The sequence below is a fragment of the Saccharothrix coeruleofusca genome, assembly GCF_017876325.1.
GTDB lineage: Bacteria > Actinomycetota > Actinomycetes > Mycobacteriales > Pseudonocardiaceae > Actinosynnema > Actinosynnema coeruleofuscum.
The window spans coordinates 7,235,448-7,250,239 of sequence record NZ_JAGINV010000001.1 but is presented as its reverse complement, the minus strand read 5'-3'; the positions used below and the strand labels follow the sequence as shown (position 1 = coordinate 7,250,239).

Sequence of the window (14,792 nt, the reverse complement as noted above, 5' to 3'; positions counted from 1 at the left end):
CACTCCGGGCACCACGGCGAAACCGCCGGTCAGCACGTCGCACACACCACCGGCGGTGCGGACCGGGGGCGTGCTCCCGCCGGTCGCGCCTGCGCGGACCGACCAGCGGACCGGCCAGCGCGCTCCCGCGCCGGAATCCGCGCCCGAACCAGCGCGGGAACCGGCCCCGGCGGCGCCGACGCGGGAAGTCCCGTCCTCGGCGCGGGAACAGGAATTCACGTCGACCCCCGATGCCCCGGCAAACACGAATTCTGCTCCGGAAACCACCACGCCGACGGGTGATATCCCCGGCGGCCCCTACACCCCGGAGTGAACCGGACCACGCGCGCACCGCGCTGGAACTGGTGGGGCTGGTCGCCGCGCCGCTCACCGCGCTCACCTCGGTGGTGCTGTACTTCGGCTGGAACCGGCAGACCGCCATCTACGGCTACTTCGGCCTGGACCAGGCGGCGCTGAAGTTCAGCGTGCAGGACTACCTGCTGCGCGGGGTCGGGGTGGTGTTCCGGCCGCTGGCCTTCCTGCTGTGCGGCCTGGTGCTCCTGCTGCTGGTCAACCGCTGGGCGGCGCGGTTCACCCCGCCCGGCCCCCTGGTCCCCGCGCTGCGCGCCGTGCTGGCGCTGGGCCTGGCGGTGTGCGCGGGCGCGGCGCTGGCGGGCCGCTTCGAGCCGCTGCTCGGGGCGCTCGCGCTGGCCGCCGCCGCGGTGCTCGGCGGTCCCCTGCTGCACCGGGACCGGCGGGCGTTCGCCTGCCGCGCGGTGGTGGGGGCGGTGGTCGCGTTCGCGGTGTTCTGGGCGACCACGGTGCACGCGACGCGCAGCGGGCTGGCGCTGGCCGCGCACGTCGACCGCCACCCGGCCAGCAGGCCCGCCCTGGTCGTGCACAGCGCCGCGAAGCTGGACCTGCCCGCGCCGCTGGTCGCCGAGACCCGCCTGGTGGACCCGGACGGGAAGGTGTCCTACCGGTACACCGGGCTGCGGCTGTTCGCCTACGCGGGCGACCGGTGGGTGGTGATCGTGGGCCGTGAGCCGGGGCGGCGCAAGCTGACCATCACCACGCTCAGGGACAACGACTCGATCCGGGTGGACGTGGTGAACGGGTGAGCCGGGGTCAGCTCGCCACGCGCTCGGGCGTGAACCGGTAGCGCCAGATCGCCGGGATGGCCAGCACGGCCAGACCAGTGGCCAGCACGACCAGCGCGCCGCCCACGGCGGTGGCTACTCCGGGTCCGACGAGCGCGCCGGTGGTGCCGTGCAGCAGGTCCGCCAAGCGCGGGCCGCCCGCGACGACGACGATGAACACGCCCTGCATCCGGCCGCGCATGTCGTCGCTGGCGGCGGTCTGCAGGATCGCGCTGCGGAACACCATGCTGATCATGTCCGCCGCGCCGCCGACGGCCAGGAAGACCACCGCGAGCCACAGGGCGTGCGAGAACCCGAACCCGATCACCGCCACGCCCCAGGCGACGACGGCCAGCACCACGCCCACGCCGTGCCGCGCCACCCGCGAGGTCCACCCGGACACCAGCCCGCACAGCAGCGCGCCCAGCGGGATGGCGGCGAACAGCCAGCCCAGCGCCAGGCCGCCGCCCGGCGGGTCGCCGAAGGTCTTCTCGGCCATCTCCGGGAACAGCGCGCGCGGCATCCCGAAGACCATCGCGATGATGTCGAGCAGGAACGAGGCCAGCAGGACCCGTTGCAGGGCCAGGTAGCGGAAGCCGTCGAGCACGTCCTTCAGGCCCGCCCGCCGGGAGGGCGCGTTGAGCGGGGGCAGCGGCGGCAGCCGCCACACCGACCAGATGGTCGCGGTCAGCGCGACCGCGTCGACCAGGTAGAGCGTGGGCAGGCCGACCACCGGCATCAGCGCGCCCGCCAGCATCGGGCCGAACACGCCGCCGAACATCATCACCGTGGAGCCCAGCGCGGTGGCGGCGGGCAGCTGCTCGGCGGGCACCAGTCGGGCGATGGAGGCGGTGCGGGCGGGAGAGTTGGCGGCGAAGAACACCTGTTGCAGGCCGAGCAGGACGATCACCAGCCACACCGAGCGCACCGGGAAGGCGGCCTGCAGCCACAGCAGCACCGAGGTGACCGCGATGCCGGTGTTGGTCACCAGCAGCAGCTTGCGGCGGTCCACCACGTCCGCGACCGCGCCGCCGTAGAGGCCGAAGACCAGCAGCGGCACCAGCGCCACGCCCGCGGACACGCCCACCCAGCCGGAGGAGCCGGTGAGGTCGTAGACCTGCTTGGGCACGGCGACGGCGGTGAGCTGGCTGCCGATCGCGGTGACCACGGTGGACAGCCACAGCCGCCGGTAGGCCGGGATCCTCAGGGGGCGGGTGTCGATCGCGACCTTGCCCAGCAGACGCCTCACAACCCGTTAGCGTACGACAACTAACATCTACTTCACCTGAACGTCACGCAGGTCACCAGCACACTGATCACCATGCGCGACCTCGACGTCGTCCGCGAGCGCCTGCGCGCCCACCACCCGCCGAGCCGACCGCCGGGCCCCGACGGCACCTGGCCGGACATCGACTACGCCGACCGCGACGGCGGGCTGTTCCGACCGCTGGAGCACCTGCGCCGCGCGCTGGGCCTGCCCGCCCCGGACCGGCTGCGCGCGCTGGAGGCGTGGCGGCGACTGGCCCCGCGCAGCCACAACCGGTGGTTCAACGAGATCGGCGCGCCCCGGCTGGTCGGCGACGCCCTGCTGGACCTGGACCTGACCCCCGAGCAGCGCGCCACCTGGGGCCGCTGGCTGGCCGCCAGCGCGGGCCCGGTCGAGCCGACCGGGCTGGACCTGGTCCGGGCCCAGGGCGTGGTGCTGCGGCGCGGCCTGGTCGAGGACGCCCCCGAGCTGGTCGCGCGGGCCGTGGACCGGATGTCCGAAGCGCTGCGCCGCACCGGCGGCGAGGGCATCCAGGACGACATGAGCTTCCACCGGCACGGCCCCGTGCCGCACGCAGGCGGCCACGGCCACGCGCTGGCCTGCGAGCTGGCCCTGTGGGTGCACGCGGTGCACGGCACGCCGTGGGCGTTCGGCCCGCGCGAGGTGCGGCGGCTGGTCGACTTCCTGCTCGACGGGCAGCAGTGGGCGGTGCACGGCGGCGGCTTCGACTTCACCGTGATGGGTGACGACGTGGGCCGCGCCGAGGCCCACCGCGCCACCGCGGACCTGCGCACCACCGTGCTGCGGCTGCTGGAGGCCGACGCGCCCCGGCACGGCGAGCTGGTGGCGTTCGACGACCGGTTGGCCGGGCGCGGGGCGCCGCTGGTGGGCACCCGCTACTACCCGCGCTCGGGCTACCTGGTGCACCGCCGCCCCGGCTGGTCGGTGTCGGTGCGCATGTCGTCGCCGCGCACCGCGACCTCCGACACCGCGACCTCCGGCGGCGCGAGCGGCGGGAACCCGCGCGGCAGGCACCTGGCCGACGGGGTGGCCGCGGTCCGCGTCGGTGACCAGGCCGAGGACGGCTACCGGGCGGTGCTGCCGGTGTGGGACTGGGCGCGGCTGCCCGGCGTGACCGCGGAGCTGGGCCGGAGCCTGACCCCCCGCCCCGCCGGGGCGCGCGGCGCGGGCGAGGCCACGGGCTGGAGCGACGGCAGGCACGGCGTGGCGGCGCTGCGCCTGGCGGGCGTGGACGGGTTCACCGAGGGCTGGAAGGCGTGGTTCTGCTTCGACGACGTGGTGGTCGCGCTGGGCGCGGGCATCACCGCGCCGGACGCCCGCAACCCCGTGGTGACCACCATCGACCAGCGGTTGGCCGACCACGGCGGGATCGTCTACCTGCCGCTGTCGCCGGGGCACTTCTCCGGGGTGGAGCAGCGCACCGGCAGCTGGCGGGACATCGGCGGCACCGGTTCGCCCCGGCCGCTGGAGGCCGACGTGTTCACCATCGGGTTCGACCACGGCCCCGGCCCGCGCGACGCCTCCTACGCCTGCGCCATCGTGCCCGGCCCGCACCTGCCGGAGGTGGAGGTGCTGGCCAACACGGTGGCGCGGCAGGCCGTGCGGTGCGGCGGGGTGGTGCTGGAGCGGCCATGACACGCCGGGATCGAGGCCGCCTCCGGGCAGGCCCGGTGCGGCGACCGGTCAGTTCGCCCGCGCGGTGATGGCGCCCATCATCGTCACGGCGCGGCGGCGGGAGAAGAAGCGGGCTGAGTGCGACAGCAGGGCGTTGAGCCTGCCGGAGACCGCGCTGGGCGGCGGGTTGCGGCGGTCCAGCGCCTTCATGGCGGTGGCCACGACCTGCTGCGGGGTCTGCCGCCCAGGGCCGCGGTCCACCTCCTGCGAGCCGAGGACGTCGAAGAACTCGGTGCTGGTCGCGCCGGGTGAGAGCGTCAGCACGCGCAGCCCGGTGCCCAGGGACTCGTACCACAGCGCCTCGGTGAAGCTGAGCACGAACGCCTTGGTCGCCGCGTAGACGGCCATGTTGGGCGCGGGCTGGTAGGCGCCGATGCTGGCGACGTTGACCAGCACGCCGGTGCCCGCGTCGCGCAGCCGTTCGATGAACGCCCGGCTGGTGTCGACCAGGTTGGCGACGTTGACGTTGATCTCCTCGGTCAGCCGCCGCGGGTCCTCCCGGTGGAAGGGGCCGTGGGTGCCGAAGCCCGCGTTGTTGATCAGGCTGGTGACCTCCAGGCCGCGGTGGTCGACCTGCTCGGCGAGCGCGCGCCCGGCCGCCGGGCGGCTCAGGTCCAGCGGCAGCGCGGTGACCCGGACGCCGTGCGCGGCGGTCAGCTCGGCGGCCAGCGCTTCGAGGCGGTCCGCGCGGCGGGCCACGAGCACGAGGTGCGAGCCGCGCCGGGCCAGCTCGCGTGCGAACGCGACGCCGATGCCCGCGCTGGCACCGGTCACGAGGGTGGTCTGACCGCGGTAGTCAACAGGTGTCATACGTGCACTATAGGCCACTTCTGACACTGAGTGCCACAACGGCGGGTGCCTAAGCTGTGGCCATGGACGCGAGCAGGCCCGGACTGCGGGAGCGGACCCGGCGGGTGATGCGGGCCGAGATCGGCGCGGTGGCCGAGCGGCTGTTCCTCGACCAGGGCTTCGACGCCACGACGATGGACCAGGTCGCCGCCGAGGCCGGCATCTCCCGCCGGACGCTGTTCCGCTACTTCGACACCAAGGAGGACATCGTCCTGGACGGGCTGGTGGAGCGGGGTCACGTGCTCAAGGAGGCCCTGGAGTCCCGGCCCGCCGACGAGCCGCCCTGGCAGGCCCTGCGCGCCGCCTTCCTCGCGCAGCGGGACGACCCGCGCAACGCTCCCGAATCGCTGGCCAAGATGTCGAAGATGCTGGAGACGCCGTCGCTGCGCGCCCGCATGGTGGAGAAGCAGCGCCAGTGGGTGGCGCTGCTGGCGCCCGAGGTCCAGCGGCGCCTGGGCGCGCCGCCCGGCCCGCAGCCGGACCCGCGCGCCGAGGCCCTCGTGCTCTGCGCGCTGGTCTGCCTGGACGTCGCGGTGGAGACGTGGGTGCGGGCCGGCGGCGAAGGCGACGTGGCGCGGATCTACGACGAGGTGGCCGCCGCGGTCCGGGGGTGAGACGGCGGAAGGCCCCGCCGAAGCGGGGCCTTCCGGACGACGGGCTCGCGGGACTCGCGGGGCTCACGGCGCGATGCGCTTGACCTCCCAGCCGTCGCGGCCGAGGGTGAAGCGCAGCCGGTCGTGCATCCGGTCGCGCCGCCCCTGCCAGAACTCGACCTCCTCGGGCCGGATGCGCCAGCCGCCCCAGTGCGGCGGCACGGGTACCTGGTCGGCGTCGGCGAACTGCCGCTCGATCTTGTGCAGCGCGCTCTCCAAAGTGGACCGCCCGGACACCACGCGCGACTGCGGCGAGGCCCACGCGCCCAGCTGCGAGCCGCGCGGGCGGCTGGCCCAGTAGGCGGCCGTCTCGGCGGGGCCGACCTTCTCCACGGTGCCGCGCACGTGCGCCTGCCGCTGCATGGCGAACCACGGGAACGTGGCCGAGGCGTAGCGGGTGGCCATCAGGTCGTGGCTCTTGGCCGAGGTGTAGTTGGTGAAGAACACCAGGCCGCGCTCGTCCAGGCCCTTGGCCAGCACGGTCCGCGAGGACGGGCGGCCCTGCGGGTCGGCGGTGGCCAGCACCATCGCGTTGGGCTCCGGCAGACCCGCGCCCGTGGCCTGGTCCAGCCACAGCTGCAGCTGCTCGTGCCACGTGCCCGCCAGGTCGGCCTCGGTCAGCGCCCCCTGTTCGTAGGACACGCGCATGGACGGCAGCGCGATGCTCGTCGACTCCGACATCCCGACCTCCCTGGAGTTGGCACTTGTGGCACCACGTGGTCCAGCGACCGTACGGGTTTCCACGCTCGGGGGGAACCGCTCGCGCGGTGAGATGGCTGGTCGGTGGTGTGACTCTGTGCACGGAATCGTGATCGAGATCGAATCAGAACTCACCCGATCCGGGATGGTGTTGTCTTGCCCGGTCCAAGGCGTGGCCGACGGTGACCGCATCGTCGGCCAGCGCGGTGGCCAGGCTGCCGCCGCGCGCCAGCGGGACCAGCGACCACCACGGCCGCGACACCGGCTCCGCCGGGTCGTGGCCCCAGCACAGGACTTCCGCGCCGAGCACCCGCCGCCCGGCCAGGCAGGCCGGGCTGCTGTCCACTTCGGGCGCTCCCACCGACACCGACTGGCGCAGCAGCGGCCCGCCGCGCCGCACCGACAGCGTGCTGACCAGGTGACCCGGCCGCTCCCCCACCCGCCCCAGGACCAGCACCTCGCGCGCCCGCAGCCGCGCGTCCCCGGCCAACTCGGCCTCGAACACCGCTTCGTGCCGCGCTCGCGCGGTCACCACCGTGGGCTCGGGCAGGTACTGCAGGCTGCCGCCCTCGGCCACCTCCACCCGCACCAGGGCGCGGCTGCCGCCGGGCCGGTGGCCGGGCAGCGCCACGGTCGCCGCCACGCCGCGCAGCACCAGGTGCGCTCCGGGGCCCACGCGCACGGTCAGCGCCAGGTCGTCCCCGCCCAGCGGGGCGGTCGTGGCACTGACCAGGTGCACCAAGGCGTGGTCCGCCCGGCGCAACCGCCCCCGGTGCGGTACCAACTTCAGGGGGACCGCCGACCGCATTTCTCGGACCGACGTACGGCCGTTCGGGTCGCGTTCCACGACCAGGCGGGCGCGGGCCCTCACCAGCGCAACCCTTGTGGACGGCGACACGTCCACTGCGCGGGCGGACCTCCCGCCCCGCACGGCAGGGGGAGAGGGCGATGATGGGTTTGACGGGGATCGGCTCGGTCACCGCGGTGACCGCGGCGCTGCTGGTCGGCGGCGCGACCGGAGCGGACGCGGTGGTGGACGCGGCGGCGGGGGCGGCCACGTGCCGGTCGGTCGGGCTGGACGTCTCCTTCGGGAGGGAGGAGGGCGCGGCGGGCACGGTCTACCGGGAAGTGCTGCTGACCAACCGGGGGGTGCGGCCGTGCGTGCTGCGCGGCTTCCCCGGCGTGTCCTACGTGGACGGCGACGGCGCCCAGATCGGCGGCGCCGCCGAACGGGTGGGTGACCGGGGTCCGCAGCTCACCCTGCGGCACGGCGAGACCGCCGCCTCGGACGTGGGTTTCGCGCAGGTGCGCAACTTCGACCCGGACGTGTGCCAGCCGACGCCGGTGTGGGGCGTGCGGGTCTACCCGCCGGACGAGACCGAGCCGCTGTACCTGGACATGGACCAGCAGCTGGGCTGCGCGGGCGACGCGAGCCGGGTCGGCGCTCACCTGACCGTGGCCAGCGTGCGCAGCTGAGCCCGCACCCACGCGGCCACCTCGGGGGCGTCCGGGGTGGCCACCAGTGACTGGGCGACCACCGGGAGCCCGCCGCGCACCCGGTGGGCATCGGCCGCCATGACGCCGAGGTCGGCGCCCACCAGCGGCGCGAGGTCGGTCTTGTTGATCACCAGCAGGTCGGCGGTGGTCACGCCGGGGCCGCCCTTGCGGGGCACCTTGTCCCCGCCCGCCACGTCGACCACGAAGACCTGCCGGTCCACCAGGCCGCGGCTGAACACCGCGGTCAGGTTGTCCCCGCCGCTCTCCACGATGACCAGCTCCAGGCCGGGGAAGCGGTGCTCCAGCAGCTCCACCGCGTCCAGGTTGGCGGTGATGTCGTCGCGGATCGCGGTGTGCGGGCAGCACCCGGTCCGCACCGCCTCGACCCGCTCGGGGGCCAGCACGCCCGCCTTGCGCAGGAAGTCGGCGTCCTCGGTGGTGTAGATGTCGTTGGTCACCACCGCGAGGTCGATCTCGTCGCCGAGCGCGCGGCACAGCGCGGCGGTCAGCGCGGTCTTGCCGCTGCCGACCGGGCCGCCGATGCCGATGCGCACCGCGCGGCGCCGGTGGCCGCCTTGGTGGTCGTGGTCGTGGTCGTGCGGGTCGTGGCCGGTGTCGGCGGGGTCGAAGTTCACCGGGTGCACGTGGTCAGCTGGCAAAGAGACGCACCTCTTCCCTGTGGTGGCGGTCGTGGGCCTCGGCCAGCAGGTCGAGGGCCGGTGATCCGGGCGCGGGCAGGTCCTCGGGGGCAGTCCCGGCGTGCCGCGCCGCGTCCGCCGCCACCGCGTCGACCTCGCCCGCCAGGCGCGCCAGGACCGCGTTGACGCCGAGCGGGTCCAGGCCCAGCAGGCGGACCGCCGCGCTCGCCGGACCCGTCACCGCCAGGTAGGCCACGACCCGCGCGGCGTCGCGGGGGTCGCGCACGAGCAGGCCCACGATCACCGGGTGGTGCGGCCGGGGTTGCGCGGCCAGCAGTGAGTCCAGCCGCGCGGACGGCCAGGCCCTGCGCGCGGCGCGGGCGACGCCCCCGCCCTGCGCGCGGGAGGCCGCCCGCTGCGCGGGCGAGGGGGTGCGGGCGTCGAACTCGGCGTCCAGCGCCCCGAGGTCGCCGCCCCCGGTGGCCGCCGCGGCGAAGGCCGCCGCCAGCGCCCCCGCCGTGCGCAGCCTGCCCAGCAGGAACGACGCCAGGCTCGGCTCGTCGGTGACCAGCCCCCTGGCGGCGGCCTCCTCCAGCCCGCCGGAGTGCGCGTGGCCGCCGCCGGGGAAGCGGGAGTCGGCCAGCAGCAGCGCGGTGGCGTCCATCGGAGCGGCGTCCATCACAACAGCGCCCGTCAGAACAGGAAGTAGCGCTGGGCCATGGGCAGCTCCTCGACCGGTTGCGGCTCGACCAGCTCGCCGTCGACGCGCACGGCGAAGCTGTCCGGGTCCACCCGCACCCGCGGCATGGCGTCGTTGAGCACCATGTCCGCCTTGCCCACCGCGCGGGTGTCGCGCACCGGCACCAGCGGGCGGGACAGCCGCAGCAGGTCGGCCAGGTCGGCGCCGACCGCCTGCCGCGAGACGAAGTGCACGCTGGTGCGGGCCCCCGCGTGCGCGCCGAACATCGGCCGCGCGAGCACCGGTTGCGGCGTGGGGATGGAGGCGTTGGCGTCCCCCATCGCCGCCCACGCGATGAAGCCGCCCTTGAGCACGACCGACGGCCGCACGCCGAAGAACTTCGGCTCCCACAGCACCAGGTCGGCCAGCTTGCCCACCTCCACCGAGCCGACCTCGTGGTCGATGCCGTGCGCGATGGCCGGGTTGATCGTGTACTTGGCCACGTACCGGCGGGCGCGCAGGTTGCCGGGCAGCTCGCCGCGCCTGCGGTGCATGACGTGCGCGGTCTGCCAGGTGCGGATGACCACCTCGCCCACCCGGCCCATCGCCTGCGCGTCCGAGCTGATCATGGAGATCGCGCCCAGGTCGTGCAGCACGTCCTCGGCGGCGATGGTGGTCGGCCGGATGCGGCTCTCCGCGAAGGCCAGGTCCTCGGGCACCGACGGGTTGAGGTGGTGGCACACCATCAGCATGTCCAGGTGCTCTTCGAGGGTGTTGACGGTGTGCGGGCGGGTCGGGTTGGTCGACGAGGGCAGCACGTTGGGCTCGGACACCACCTGGATGATGTCCGGCGCGTGCCCGCCGCCCGCGCCCTCGGAGTGGTAGGCGTTGATCGAGCGGCCCGCGATGGCGTCCACTGTGGACTCCAGGAAACCGGCCTCGTTCAACGTGTCGGTGTGGATGGCCACCTGCACGCCGGACTCGTCGGCCACGCGCAGCGCCGTGTCGATCGCGGCGGGCGTGCTGCCCCAGTCCTCGTGCAGCTTGAACCCGCCCGCGCCGCCGCGCAGCTGCTCCCACAGCGCTTCCTCGCGGGTGGTGTTGCCCTTGCCCAGCAGCAGCACGTTGACCGGCATGTGGTCCATCGCGGCCAGCATCCGGCCCAGGTTCCACGCGCCCGGCGTGACCGTGGTGGCCTTGGTGCCCTCGGCCGGGCCGGTGCCGCCGCCGATGAGCGTGGTCAGGCCGGAGGCCAGCGCGGTGTCCACGATCTGCGGGCAGATGAAGTGCACGTGGCAGTCGATGCCGCCGGCGGTGAGGATCTTGCCGTTGCCCGAGACGATCTCCGTGGTGGGGCCGATGACCAGCGCCGGGTCCACGCCGTCCATCACGTCCGGGTTGCCCGCCTTGCCGACGGCCACCACGCGCCCGTCGCGCACGCCCACGTCGGCCTTGACCACGCCCCAGTGGTCCAGCACGACCGCGCCGGTGATGACCAGGTCCGGCGCGCCCTCGGCGCGGGTGGCCCGGCCCTGGCCCATCGACTCGCGCACCACCTTGCCGCCGCCGAAGACCACCTCGTCGCCCGCGCCCGCGCCGCGGCAGCGGTCCTCGGTGACCTCGATGGTCAGGTCGGTGTCGGCCAGGCGGATGCGGTCGCCGACCGTGGGGCCGAGCAGCTCGGCGTAGCGCTCGCGGCTGATCGCCGGGTTGGACTCGGTCACCGGTCCAGCTCCCCCGCCCACTCCGGCCGCAGGCCCGGCACCACCCGGTTGCCCGCCAGCGGCACCAGCACCACCTCGCGCTCCACGCCCGGCTCGAACCGCACGGCGGTGCCCGCGGGCACGTCCAGCCGCTTGCCCCACGCGGCCTCGCGGTCGAACGCCAGCGCGGGGTTGGCCGCGGCGAAGTGGTAGTGCGAGCCGACCTGCACCGGCCGGTCGCCCCGGTTGACCACGACCAGCGCGGTGCGCGGCCTGCCGGGGTTGAGCTCCACCGGCTCCCGACCGGGGATGATCTCCCCTGGGATGACCTCCCTGGGGATGATCTGGCCCGGAATGATCCCCTCCGGCCGCACGGGCGCCTCCTCAGGCGATCGGGTCGTGCACGGTCACCAGCTTCGTGCCGTCCGGGAAGGTCGCCTCGACCTGCACGGACTCGATCATCTCCGGCACCCCCGCGAGCACGTGGGCGCGGGTGAGCACGTGCCTGCCGCTCTCCATCAGCTCGCCGACCGAGCGGCCGTCCCGCGCGCCCTCCAGGACGTGGTCGGTGATCAGCGCGACCGCTTCGGGGTAGTTGAGCGCCACCCCGCGCTCCAGCCGCCTGCGCGCGACGTCGGCGGCCACGTGGACCAGGAGCTTGTCGCGCTCGTGCGGGGTCAGGTGCATCTCCGAGGTCTACCACGCGAAACACGCGGTCCGCGTCGGCGAAACGAGCGCTTAACCCGACCTTCAAGCCGCGCGGCGGCCGTTCGGCCTACCGCTCCGGCGACGCCTTCCCGCAGAAGCTGATGCGCATCAGCCTGCTGTCGGCCCAGTCTTCGAGCCGAGTCGGCCGAATGGTGCCGGGGTCGTGGGGCTGGTTGAGATCCGCGACGATCTCCGCCAGCACGGCCTGGCGTTCGGCCGGGTCGGTGACCGGCGTGGCCCGTGCGGGCAGATCCGCGCGAACCCCGTTCTTGAGGTGGAAGGTGAAGTCGGGATTGGCGAGGAGGTTCGCGTGCCAGTCGGTCGCGGCACCGCCCGCGCCGCTGCACAGGTAGGTGGCGCCCGCCGCTCGGTAGAAGAAGATCTCGATGCGGTGCGGCCTGCCGGTGCGGCGCCCCAGCGTCGTGATGTCGATGATCCGTTCCCTGGTGCCTGCGGCGGGGGTGATCTCGACGGCTCGCCGGATGTGGTCGGGCAGGTGGGACAAGGACGTGTCCCGTGCCGGGGCGTTCCACCCGGTCGTGCCTGGAGTGCTCATGCGGCCTCGGTCCGGAGGGCGGGGCCGAGGAGGAGTCCACCGTCGATGACGTACTCCGACCCCGTGATGAACGACGCCTCTGACGACGTGAGGAACAGCAGAAGCCGGGTGACGTCGGTCGGCTCTCCCAGTCGGGGGATGGCGAACGGCTCGGGTGAGTAGAAGTCGGCGATCGCCGCGGTGGCGCCTGCCGCCGGTTCGTGGATGAAGGGAGTCGCGATCACACCGGGGTGGATGGCGTTCACGCGGATGTGGTCGCGGCCGAGTTCGAGCGCTGCCGTCCGGGTGAGACCTCGCACGGCCCACTTGCCGGCGACGTACGGCGCGTAGTGAGCCGTGCCGCCCAGGGCCATCGTCGAGGCGATGTTGACGATGACTCCCCCTGCCGCGCGGCGCAGGGCGGGGACGGCGGCCTTGATGCCGAGGAAGGTCCCGGTGAGGTTGATGTCGAGGACGCGCGACCACGTGGCCTGGTCCGTGTCCTCGATGGTCGCGGGCGGGTTCTGCACGCCCGCGTTGTTGACGAGCACGTTCAGGGCCCCGAAGGCGCTCTCGGTGGCCAGCACAGCGGCGGACCACGAGCTCTCGTCGATGACGTCGAGGTGGGTGAAGCGGGCGCGGGGCCCGAGCTCGTCGGCGAGAGCGGCGCCGCGTTCGGCGTCGATGTCGCCGATCACCACGTTGGCCCCCTCCGCGTGGAAGGCGCGCACGTGGCTCGTTCCCTGGCCACCGGTCCCACCGGTCACGAGCACGGTCTGGTTGTCGAAGCGGGGCATCAGAAGTTCCTTCAATACGTGGATCACCGACCGGGATCACCAGTGGTGAACGGCGGTCAGTGGTGAGTCGATTGACTCACCATGCTTTCGACACTAGGTCGGCGACAGTGGTGAGTCAAGCCACTCACCTCGTATGCTCACCGCCATGAGCAGGGGCGTGACGACGTACCACCAGCGCATCGCCAGGGAGAAGCGCGCGCTGATCGTGACGGCCGCGACCGAGCTGTTCCTCGAGTTGGGCTACGACCGGACGTCGCTGGCGCGGATCGCGGAGCGCTCGGGCGTTTCGCGGGCCACCTTGTTCAAGCAGTTCCCGAGCAAAGCCGCCCTGTTCGACGCCATCGTGACCGAGTCGTGGTCGACCGAGGGCGAGGAGGACCCGCCGCGGCCGGGCAACCTCGTCGAAGGGCTCGGCACCATCGGCCGCCGCTACGCCGAGCTGTTGCGCCGCGCCCAGATGACCGACCTGTTCCGGATCGTCATCGCCGAGCTGCCGCGGTTCCCCGAGCTGGCCCACGCGCAGTTCGCGCACGGGAAGATGCCCTACTTCGAGTCCGTGCGCGGCTACCTCCTGGCCGAGCAGGAGGCGGGAACGGTGCGGGTCGAGGACGTGGACCTCGCGGCCACCCAGTTCCTGGGCATGATCTCCAACTACGTCTTCTGGCCGACACTCCTGGTGCCGGGCTGGGAGGTGAGCGCCGAACGCGCCGCCCAGGTGGTCGACGAGGCCGTGCGCACCATCGCCGCCCGGTACGCCGTGACCGGACCGGGGGCGTCCACCAACGACTGAACCCCGCCACCACAGGAGCCGGTGTCCTGGCAATCCAGGGCCTTCCCGACGCGGCCGTGCGCCGGAACCCGGCGGGGTTCCGGCGCACGGCCCGGTGGCTGTTACTAGTGGCGCCAGCCCTGGTTCGTCCAGCCGTTGCACTCCCACATCTGCACCTTGCTGCCGCTGTGCGTCGGCGTGGCCACGTCCAGGTCCAGGCAGCGGGCGTCGTAGTGGCTGAGGATCCTGCCGTCGTCGTAGATCGTCCACTTCTGGTTGCTCCGGCCGTTGCAGTCCCAGACCTGCACCTTGGTGCCGTTGTGCGTCGGCGTGGCGACATCGGCGTCCAGGCAGCGGCCGTCATGGGTGCTGCGGATGGTGTGGTCGGCCAGGTAGGTCCACTTCTGGTTGTCCCGGCCGTTGCAGTCCCACAACTGCACCTTGGTGCCGTTGTGCGTCGGCGTGGCCACGTCGACGTCCAGGCAGCGGCTGTCGTACAGGCTGTAGATCGGCGAGTTCGGAGTCCGCACGTCGGCCGGTCCGGCCGACGCCGCGCCGGGTGCGGCGAAAATCGCCACGAACACCAGCGCCACCCCGGCGAGCACGTTGAAGAACTTCATCGGAATCCCCCTTGCGATCCCATTCACGGTTGCGGTGGGACGACTTTGACAGCGCACCACTCGCCGTCCCAGCCCACCGTGAGATATCACCGTGCAATGGTCCCGTAACAGGGCGTGCACAACCGTCGACTTCATCAGCGGGACGTCCAAGGGGGGTGGGCTTTGGCACGCTGGCCGATGCGTGTTCCGGAGGGCGTGTGGCACCGGGACGACGTGGTCGAGGCGCTGGAGAGTCGCGACATATCGCGGTTGCTGGTGCTGATCCGGCGCTACGCCGGGTACAGCCAGACCGACCTGTCGGTGGTCACCGGCATCGCCCAGGGGCGGATCAGCGAGTACATGCGCGGCGTGCGGCAGCCGACGCTGGACACCATCGAGCGCATCGCCACCGGCGTGCGCATGCCGCCCGACTGCAGGTGCAGACTCGGGCTCGCCCCCGCGCGCAGCTGCGGCTGAACCGCCAGTCGAGACGGCGGAGGGGGCCGTTGGACCGCGCGGGTGAAGGGGTTGGGGACATTCCGCCGGGTAATTAAGCGCAATACCGGAGCGGGGCCGTTCCACGGTA

General features: G+C 73.5%; 18 protein-coding genes. 6 read left to right on the top strand and 12 right to left on the bottom strand.

Annotated features, from left to right (window positions below; all coding sequences use genetic code 11):
- The first annotated feature begins 344 nt into the window (after positions 1–344).
- On the top strand, positions 345–1,100 hold the full coding sequence (locus JOF41_RS33670; RefSeq protein ID WP_189221068.1) for a hypothetical protein: 756 nt from the start codon (positions 345–347) through the stop codon (positions 1,098–1,100).
- Between the two features lie 7 nt (positions 1,101–1,107).
- On the opposite strand, the gene JOF41_RS33665 is transcribed toward JOF41_RS33670, so the two are convergent.
- Positions 1,108–2,367 (bottom strand): MFS transporter, encoded by a 1,260-nt coding sequence (locus tag JOF41_RS33665; protein ID WP_189221069.1) that lies wholly within the window; start codon positions 2,365–2,367, stop codon positions 1,108–1,110.
- A 72-nt stretch (positions 2,368–2,439) separates the two neighbouring features.
- Here JOF41_RS33665 and JOF41_RS33660 point away from each other — a divergent pair, with 72 nt between their 5' ends.
- The gene (locus JOF41_RS33660) at positions 2,440–4,041 is read left to right on the top strand and encodes a polysaccharide lyase family 8 super-sandwich domain-containing protein (RefSeq protein WP_209623747.1); all 1,602 of its coding nucleotides are present in this window, start codon (positions 2,440–2,442) and stop codon (positions 4,039–4,041) included.
- 48 nt (positions 4,042–4,089) lie between these two features.
- Here JOF41_RS33660 and JOF41_RS33655 read toward each other — a convergent pair whose 3' ends face one another.
- Positions 4,090–4,890, bottom strand: coding sequence for an SDR family NAD(P)-dependent oxidoreductase (locus JOF41_RS33655; protein WP_209623746.1), 801 nt, complete (start codon positions 4,888–4,890; stop codon positions 4,090–4,092).
- A gap of 62 nt (positions 4,891–4,952) precedes the next feature.
- On the opposite strand from JOF41_RS33655, the gene JOF41_RS33650 reads away from it, so the two are divergent.
- Positions 4,953–5,543 carry a TetR family transcriptional regulator gene (locus tag JOF41_RS33650; RefSeq protein WP_209623745.1) on the top strand — a complete coding sequence of 197 codons (591 nt, stop codon included), beginning with the start codon at positions 4,953–4,955 and terminating at the stop codon, positions 5,541–5,543.
- Positions 5,544–5,606: 63 nt separating this feature from the next.
- On the opposite strand, the gene pdxH is transcribed toward JOF41_RS33650, so the two are convergent.
- Together pdxH and JOF41_RS33640 are read right to left on the bottom strand one after the other, a co-directional pair.
- A complete protein-coding gene (pdxH, locus tag JOF41_RS33645) occupies positions 5,607–6,263 on the bottom strand; it encodes a pyridoxamine 5'-phosphate oxidase (protein WP_189221073.1) in 657 nt (218 codons plus the stop codon).
- 142 nt (positions 6,264–6,405) lie between these two features.
- On the bottom strand, positions 6,406–7,152 hold the full coding sequence (locus JOF41_RS33640) for an urease accessory protein UreD (protein ID WP_209623744.1): 747 nt from the start codon (positions 7,150–7,152) through the stop codon (positions 6,406–6,408).
- A 77-nt stretch (positions 7,153–7,229) separates the two neighbouring features.
- Here JOF41_RS33640 and JOF41_RS33635 point away from each other — a divergent pair, with 77 nt between their 5' ends.
- Entirely contained in the window at positions 7,230–7,757 is a 528-nt protein-coding gene (locus tag JOF41_RS33635; RefSeq protein WP_209623743.1) for a DUF4232 domain-containing protein, read from the top strand.
- Here the strand turns inward: JOF41_RS33635 and ureG are convergent.
- The 7 genes from ureG to JOF41_RS33600 all read right to left on the bottom strand — a co-directional run bounded on the left by ureG (position 7,727) and on the right by JOF41_RS33600 (position 12,838).
- Entirely contained in the window at positions 7,727–8,422 is a 696-nt protein-coding gene (ureG, locus tag JOF41_RS33630) for an urease accessory protein UreG (protein WP_209624617.1), read from the bottom strand. The two genes, JOF41_RS33635 and ureG, sit on opposite strands and share 31 nt — an antisense overlap.
- Before the next feature lie 4 nt (positions 8,423–8,426).
- Positions 8,427–9,080 (bottom strand): urease accessory protein UreF, encoded by a 654-nt coding sequence (locus tag JOF41_RS33625; RefSeq protein WP_209624618.1) that lies wholly within the window; start codon positions 9,078–9,080, stop codon positions 8,427–8,429.
- Between the two features lie 29 nt (positions 9,081–9,109).
- The gene (locus JOF41_RS33620) at positions 9,110–10,819 is read right to left on the bottom strand and encodes an urease subunit alpha (protein WP_209623742.1); all 1,710 of its coding nucleotides are present in this window, start codon (positions 10,817–10,819) and stop codon (positions 9,110–9,112) included.
- Positions 10,816–11,124 (bottom strand): urease subunit beta, encoded by a 309-nt coding sequence (locus JOF41_RS33615; protein WP_372448539.1) that lies wholly within the window; start codon positions 11,122–11,124, stop codon positions 10,816–10,818. The genes JOF41_RS33620 and JOF41_RS33615 overlap by 4 nt, the downstream gene beginning before the upstream one ends.
- A 58-nt stretch (positions 11,125–11,182) precedes the next feature.
- Entirely contained in the window at positions 11,183–11,485 is a 303-nt protein-coding gene (locus JOF41_RS33610; protein ID WP_189221077.1) for an urease subunit gamma, read from the bottom strand.
- A gap of 88 nt (positions 11,486–11,573) precedes the next feature.
- A complete protein-coding gene (locus JOF41_RS33605; protein WP_189221078.1) occupies positions 11,574–12,062 on the bottom strand; it encodes a nitroreductase/quinone reductase family protein in 489 nt (162 codons plus the stop codon).
- The gene (locus JOF41_RS33600) at positions 12,059–12,838 is read right to left on the bottom strand and encodes a glucose 1-dehydrogenase (RefSeq protein WP_209623741.1); all 780 of its coding nucleotides are present in this window, start codon (positions 12,836–12,838) and stop codon (positions 12,059–12,061) included. Before JOF41_RS33600 ends, JOF41_RS33605 begins: the two co-directional genes overlap by 4 nt.
- A gap of 145 nt (positions 12,839–12,983) precedes the next feature.
- Here JOF41_RS33600 and JOF41_RS33595 point away from each other — a divergent pair, with 145 nt between their 5' ends.
- The gene (locus JOF41_RS33595; protein WP_189221080.1) at positions 12,984–13,628 is read left to right on the top strand and encodes a TetR/AcrR family transcriptional regulator; all 645 of its coding nucleotides are present in this window, start codon (positions 12,984–12,986) and stop codon (positions 13,626–13,628) included.
- A 104-nt stretch (positions 13,629–13,732) separates the two neighbouring features.
- Here JOF41_RS33595 and JOF41_RS33590 read toward each other — a convergent pair whose 3' ends face one another.
- Positions 13,733–14,227, bottom strand: coding sequence for an RICIN domain-containing protein (locus tag JOF41_RS33590; protein WP_189221081.1), 495 nt, complete (start codon positions 14,225–14,227; stop codon positions 13,733–13,735).
- A 177-nt stretch (positions 14,228–14,404) separates the two neighbouring features.
- Between JOF41_RS33590 and JOF41_RS33585 the strand changes: the two genes are divergently transcribed.
- Positions 14,405–14,683 (top strand): helix-turn-helix domain-containing protein, encoded by a 279-nt coding sequence (locus JOF41_RS33585; protein WP_189221082.1) that lies wholly within the window; start codon positions 14,405–14,407, stop codon positions 14,681–14,683.
- The last annotated feature ends 109 nt before the right edge of the window (positions 14,684–14,792 follow it).

What these genes read in the sequence shown, in the direction of transcription:
- JOF41_RS33660 (WP_209623747.1), top strand. Translation starts at nt 2,440, where the DNA reads ATGCGCGACCTCGACGTCGTCCGCGAGCGCCTGCGCGCCCACCACCCG.
- JOF41_RS33655 (WP_209623746.1), bottom strand. Translation starts at nt 4,890, where the DNA reads ATGACACCTGTTGACTACCGCGGTCAGACCACCCTCGTGACCGGTGCC.
- JOF41_RS33650 (WP_209623745.1), top strand. Translation starts at nt 4,953, where the DNA reads ATGGACGCGAGCAGGCCCGGACTGCGGGAGCGGACCCGGCGGGTGATG.
- pdxH (WP_189221073.1), bottom strand. Translation starts at nt 6,263, where the DNA reads ATGTCGGAGTCGACGAGCATCGCGCTGCCGTCCATGCGCGTGTCCTAC.
- JOF41_RS33635 (WP_209623743.1), top strand. Translation starts at nt 7,230, where the DNA reads ATGATGGGTTTGACGGGGATCGGCTCGGTCACCGCGGTGACCGCGGCG.
- JOF41_RS33625 (WP_209624618.1), bottom strand. Translation starts at nt 9,080, where the DNA reads ATGGACGCCACCGCGCTGCTGCTGGCCGACTCCCGCTTCCCCGGCGGC.
- JOF41_RS33610 (WP_189221077.1), bottom strand. Translation starts at nt 11,485, where the DNA reads ATGCACCTGACCCCGCACGAGCGCGACAAGCTCCTGGTCCACGTGGCC.
- JOF41_RS33605 (WP_189221078.1), bottom strand. Translation starts at nt 12,062, where the DNA reads ATGAGCACTCCAGGCACGACCGGGTGGAACGCCCCGGCACGGGACACG.
- JOF41_RS33600 (WP_209623741.1), bottom strand. Translation starts at nt 12,838, where the DNA reads ATGCCCCGCTTCGACAACCAGACCGTGCTCGTGACCGGTGGGACCGGT.
- JOF41_RS33595 (WP_189221080.1), top strand. Translation starts at nt 12,984, where the DNA reads ATGAGCAGGGGCGTGACGACGTACCACCAGCGCATCGCCAGGGAGAAG.
- JOF41_RS33590 (WP_189221081.1), bottom strand. Translation starts at nt 14,227, where the DNA reads ATGAAGTTCTTCAACGTGCTCGCCGGGGTGGCGCTGGTGTTCGTGGCG.
- JOF41_RS33585 (WP_189221082.1), top strand. Translation starts at nt 14,405, where the DNA reads ATGCGTGTTCCGGAGGGCGTGTGGCACCGGGACGACGTGGTCGAGGCG.